This is a genomic window from Methylobacterium sp. 22177 (assembly GCF_052045615.1).
Taxonomy (GTDB): domain Bacteria; phylum Pseudomonadota; class Alphaproteobacteria; order Rhizobiales; family Beijerinckiaceae; genus Methylobacterium; species Methylobacterium radiotolerans.
In genome coordinates this window covers 1-4,432 of the sequence record NZ_JBQEPK010000060.1, presented here as the reverse complement: position 1 = coordinate 4,432, position 4,432 = coordinate 1, and the positions used below count along the sequence as shown (strand labels likewise).

Annotated in this window: 3 protein-coding genes; all 3 read right to left on the bottom strand. The window is 67.7% G+C overall.

Features of this window, described 5'->3' with window-relative positions; genetic code table 11:
- Nucleotides 1-2,026: 2,026 nt before the first annotated feature.
- The 3 genes from ACTJK8_RS29260 to ACTJK8_RS29250 all read right to left on the bottom strand — a co-directional run bounded on the left by ACTJK8_RS29260 (nucleotide 2,027) and on the right by ACTJK8_RS29250 (nucleotide 4,380).
- Nucleotides 2,027-3,198 (bottom strand): IS3 family transposase gene (locus tag ACTJK8_RS29260; protein WP_440762972.1). Its coding sequence is split into 2 segments (ribosomal slippage): nucleotides 2,027-2,931 and nucleotides 2,931-3,198, totalling 1,173 coding nucleotides; the frame shifts between segments, so codons are not numbered across the junction.
- Nucleotides 3,199-3,244: 46 nt separating this feature from the next.
- Nucleotides 3,245-3,394 (bottom strand): hypothetical protein, encoded by a 150-nt coding sequence (locus ACTJK8_RS29255; RefSeq protein ID WP_440762971.1) that lies wholly within the window; start codon nucleotides 3,392-3,394, stop codon nucleotides 3,245-3,247.
- 170 nt (nucleotides 3,395-3,564) lie between these two features.
- A complete protein-coding gene (locus ACTJK8_RS29250) occupies nucleotides 3,565-4,380 on the bottom strand; it encodes a helix-turn-helix domain-containing protein (RefSeq protein ID WP_440762970.1) in 816 nt (271 codons plus the stop codon).
- Between the last annotated feature and the right edge of the window lie 52 nt (nucleotides 4,381-4,432).

Here is a 4,432-nt window from a genome sequence, read left to right as displayed (position 1 = left end):
GATGCCGGCCTGTGCCGCTTCAACCCGCCGGTCAGCCAGCCCGCGCCCGAGTCGAAGGGCCTCTGGCCCGTGGTCGCCGCCCAGGACTGGTGCGGCCACTACACCGCCGAGATGACCGCGGCCGAGTGAGGCGGATCGTTCCAATTGGGACGCGGGGCCGGTCTCAAGGCCGGCCCTTTTCGTTTGCGGATATCGATCCGTGGAGCGGCCTGAACGATTGTCGAAAGCCGCAGGTCGAACTCGATCGACGCCGTCCGCGCAGCTGGGTTCCTCGGGAGCCCTACGGGGTCGAAGACGCTTCAGTGCGTGTGGTGTGATACCCCCAACTCATGGCAGACCGCTGGCAAACGCACTGGCAAGGACTGGCACCCTGAGGCCTTCAGTGGCTCGGCGTGGCCGCAGCTTCCCCGCCGCTGCGCTGGACGGCGCGTCGGATGGGTGGCGGCCTCGCCGGATCCGGTCTCGGCCTGAACGGCGATGTCGCACGTCGGTGAAGGCCAGGGCACGGTTGGGTCCAGCAAGAGGCGGTAGCGGCACGGTAGCGGGACGGCAGAAGGAAGGGTATCACACCACACGCACTGAAGGTGCGGGAAGCAGTGGTGCTCCATCCGATCGAGCCGAACCGGCAAAAACACCGGCACACCCGTGCCGCCATCATCGCCTCACCCTATTGGCACAGCCCAGGATCTGGGCGCCGGCACGACCGGCAAAAAATCAGCCCACATCACCCGATGGGTCCACCTTCCCCTTCCTCCTCGAACGGTGTGAGGCGCCCAGCCACTTCGGACCTCGAGTCGGGTCGTCCCCCGTGTGTCGATCGACTTAGCTCCGGTTTGCCTTCCATTCGTGTTCGGGCTCTGCCGGTCTTGCCTCGAGCATATCGGACGATCGGCGCGCATCGCGCCAGCGTTCTGCCCGTCGTCGTGTTGCTCTATGCCCCGGACTATGGCCGAGCTGTTCCCGGCATCACAACCTCTTGCGTTCGGTATACGGCGCGGCTGTCACGCCTATGCCCGTGCGTCGAGGCAGATCGTGTGTGGGGCATATCGGACCGTTGTCGCGCCCCTGATCACCTCATATCGGCATCGTTATCGCTTCGATCCTCACGCGTCCGGTCGTCGGCTTGAAACCGGCGACAACTCCATCTCTGGCCTGACTAAGTGGCTGTATTGTAATCTATTTTCCGAACTCTGGCCGCGAATGGCCCTCCGGAGGTGCGTGGTGTGTGCTGACAACGAGAGCCCGCATCCGACAACCAGGCTCAGCACGGTCGGGGACGCAAGCCGTCACTAAGCTGACCCAGGAAGCGCAACGAGAAGGACGGGAGATAGCAGGACATAATCCACACCTCGAGCCGTCCCACACAGCGCCTCTCAAGGCTGGCAGCATCACCCCGACAAGGAGAAGGCCGCGGATCCGGTAAGCCCAACCCCGGCTCGCCTCAGGTCCGACGACCACAGCCGCGCAAGTCCGCGCTCAAGCCCGAACCACAACCCGGGGACCCCGAGCACATAAGCCGCTTCAACACACCGGCGGAACGCGAATGGGGACATCGCTGGGCCAGAGGGTGAGGTCCAGCGCGCTGATCGAGGTTGACGTGCGTCATGAGCCCGGCTGCCTTGGCGGCGGGTCTGGCCCCTATGCCAAGGACGTGCCGCGCGGGTTCAATCGAGCGTGCGAGCGGGCCGTGAGCCGGCGCGTGCGGTGACCAGTTCCACCGCGGCGCCGACCCTCACGCGACCGCCCGGCCGAGGCGTCACGGGCGAACCGAGGGGAACTGGCCCTTGATCGCCTGTCGTCGCGCGCTTGCCCGCCGCGATGCCGTGCGGTGTCGCGAACGCCTCGAGCACCTGGCGGGAAGAGGCCGCGGTGTACCAGGCCAAGCTCGGCTTGTCGCCGATCAGCCCACCCGTGGGAGGCGGGTTTGCAGCTGCTCGGCCTGGGCGTGCCAAGCGTCGCGCTCAATCTGCACGGCCTCGATGTGTGGAGTTGACCCGTTTTGGTGGAGCGGTGGAACGCTTGCGGATCAAGGGTCGGCGAGCATCTCCTGTTCGTAGCGGATGGGTGAGCGATAACCGAGCGCGGAGTGCAGGCGCACGGGATTGTAGAAGCCCTCGATGAAGGTGAACACGGCCATGCGGGCCTGCGCCTGAGAGGCGAAGCGCCGGCGGTCGAGCAACTCACACTCCAGCGTCGCGAAGAAGCTCTCGCACATTGCGTTGTCGTAAGCGTCGCCCACCGAGCCCATGGAGGGCCGCACGCCCGCTTCGCGGCAGCGACCGCCGAAGGCCAGCGACGTGTATTGCGATCCCTGGTCGGAGTGGTGGATCACATCGCGCGGCCGGCGCTGCATGATGGCCATCTCCAGTGCGTCGAGCACGAGTTCGGTCCGCAGGTGGCTGGCCATCGACCAGCCCACGACGCGCCGGCTCCAGGCGTCGACCACCACGGCGAGGTAGAGGAAGCCCGAGGCGGTCGGCACGAAGGTAATGTCACCTACCCAGAGCTGGTTGGGGGCCTTGGCCGAGAAGTTGCGATCCACGAGATCGGGCGCGGGGCGAGCCTCCCGGTCGCGTCGAGTGGTCACGACGCCTCCGCGCCGGCGGCTGACGCCGACAAGGCCCGCCTCGCGCATCAGCCGCGCAATGCGCTTGCGTCCGTGTCGTGCGCCCTGTGCTGCCAGCGTAGCGTGCACGCGCGGCGCACCGTAAATCTCGCCCGACCCAGCGTGAGCGGTGCGGATCTGCTTCAACAACGCGGCATCCGCCACGGCACGGACGGAGGGCGCGCGCTGCCGCCAAGCGTGATAGCCGGCCTCCGACACGCCGAGCACGCGTGCCATGGCCGCAATGGGGAAGACGGCCTGGTTCGCGCTCATGAACTGGAAGAGCCCGACGGCACCGTGCCGCTCTCCCGTGCGAACCAGGCCGCGGCTTTTGAGAGGATGTCGCGCTCCATCCGAAGCTGCCGCACCTCGCGGCGTAGACGGGCCAGTTCCTCCCGCTCGGCGAGCGTCAGGACGTCATTCTTGGAGGCGCCACGGCTCTCACCGAGGTCGGCTTGAGCGACCCAGTTGCGGATGGCCTGGGCGGAGGGCTCGAACTCGCGGGCGAGATCGGCCGGGTCGCGTCCGGCACGGACCAATTCGACCATCTGGCGGCGGAACTCGGGGGCGTAGGGCGGGCGTGTATGAGGCATGGAGCGCACCTCGTGCGGAAAGTCTGAAGGGCTCCACGAGACCGGGTCAACTCCAGTGGGCGTGCAGGTGTCCGGCGTCGATGGCGGTTTCCATCAGCAGATCCTGGGCATCGCCGAGCCGCACGCGCAGCTCAGCATTCTCCGTAGCCAGGGCGAGGAGCAGGGCCGGCAGGTCATCGCTCCTGGGATGGCGCATGGTACCGCTCCGGAATCGGGATCGGCGCGTCGAGCCACACACCCGTGTCGACGCGCGTCCGCGTGTCGGCGGATTCGCGTGGTCGCAGGTGATCGGCCGGCTGTGTGCCGGCGAGCCGATGGTGCTGTGATGGTGGAAGGGCGTTCGTCAGACCGTCCGGGCTCAGACCCTCAGCGCATGGCTCTGGCCTTCCCACCACCCTGCCGGATTCTCGAAGGTGTCGCACGATCGAGGTCGCCCGCTGCCCTCCGGCAGCTTTTTGACGGTTGGGTTATCCTCGAATCTAACGGGATTAGAACCTGAGTATGCGTGCGCTTTGCGGATTTGCACCCTCCCCCCTCGGCACCAGCGGCCTGCTGGGGCAGATGCGCGGGATGGGTCTTGCGGGCGAGGCGCAGCCAGGCTGTCCACTCGGGCGCGACGATGCGGACGATGTTGGTGTCGTTGCGGAAGCCAGTGATGCGCCGTTCCTCGACGGTGACCAGCCCGAGCTTGGTCGCCTCGCGGACGGCGTTGCGCACGGTGGTCTCGGCCACGCCGGCGATCGCCGCGAGGTGGCCGACGGCGAGGCGGCAATCACCCCGGCGGGCGGTCTCGGCCGCCACCAGCGCCAGCACCGCCTGCTCGGCCAGGGTGAACCGGGCCGCCAACCCCGGTGGCAGCCGACCTGAGGCGGCCCAGCGGCGACGGCGTTCCATCGACGCATTCGTGCGCGGGCGTGAGCCCACCGACCGCCTTGCGCTTCCTGGAAGGGCCTGAGGGATATCCGCAGTCCCGGGCGCTGGCGGCTCTGTCAGGCTCGGTGGCTGCCCAATGCGGGTTGCCTTCCCAGTCCGCGTGCGTGCCTCGATCAAGGCGGAGAGGCTTTCGGCCTCGGCCTCGGTGATGTGTCCATCTCCGAACGCGCGCCAGAGCTGCGCCGTCACCTGAGGCAGGGCGATTCGGCTGGCCGCCTCGATGGCGCGGCGGATCTCGTCTGCAAACATCCCTTCTCGGCCCTCGTCGGGCCACGACAGGTCGTTCCGGGCCGCCGGTTAG

Coding starts and splice junctions, on each gene's coding strand:
- ACTJK8_RS29255 (WP_440762971.1), bottom strand. CDS start 3,394: ATGCGCCATCCCAGGAGCGATGACCTGCCGGCCCTGCTCCTCGCCCTG.
- ACTJK8_RS29250 (WP_440762970.1), bottom strand. CDS start 4,380: ATGTTTGCAGACGAGATCCGCCGCGCCATCGAGGCGGCCAGCCGAATC.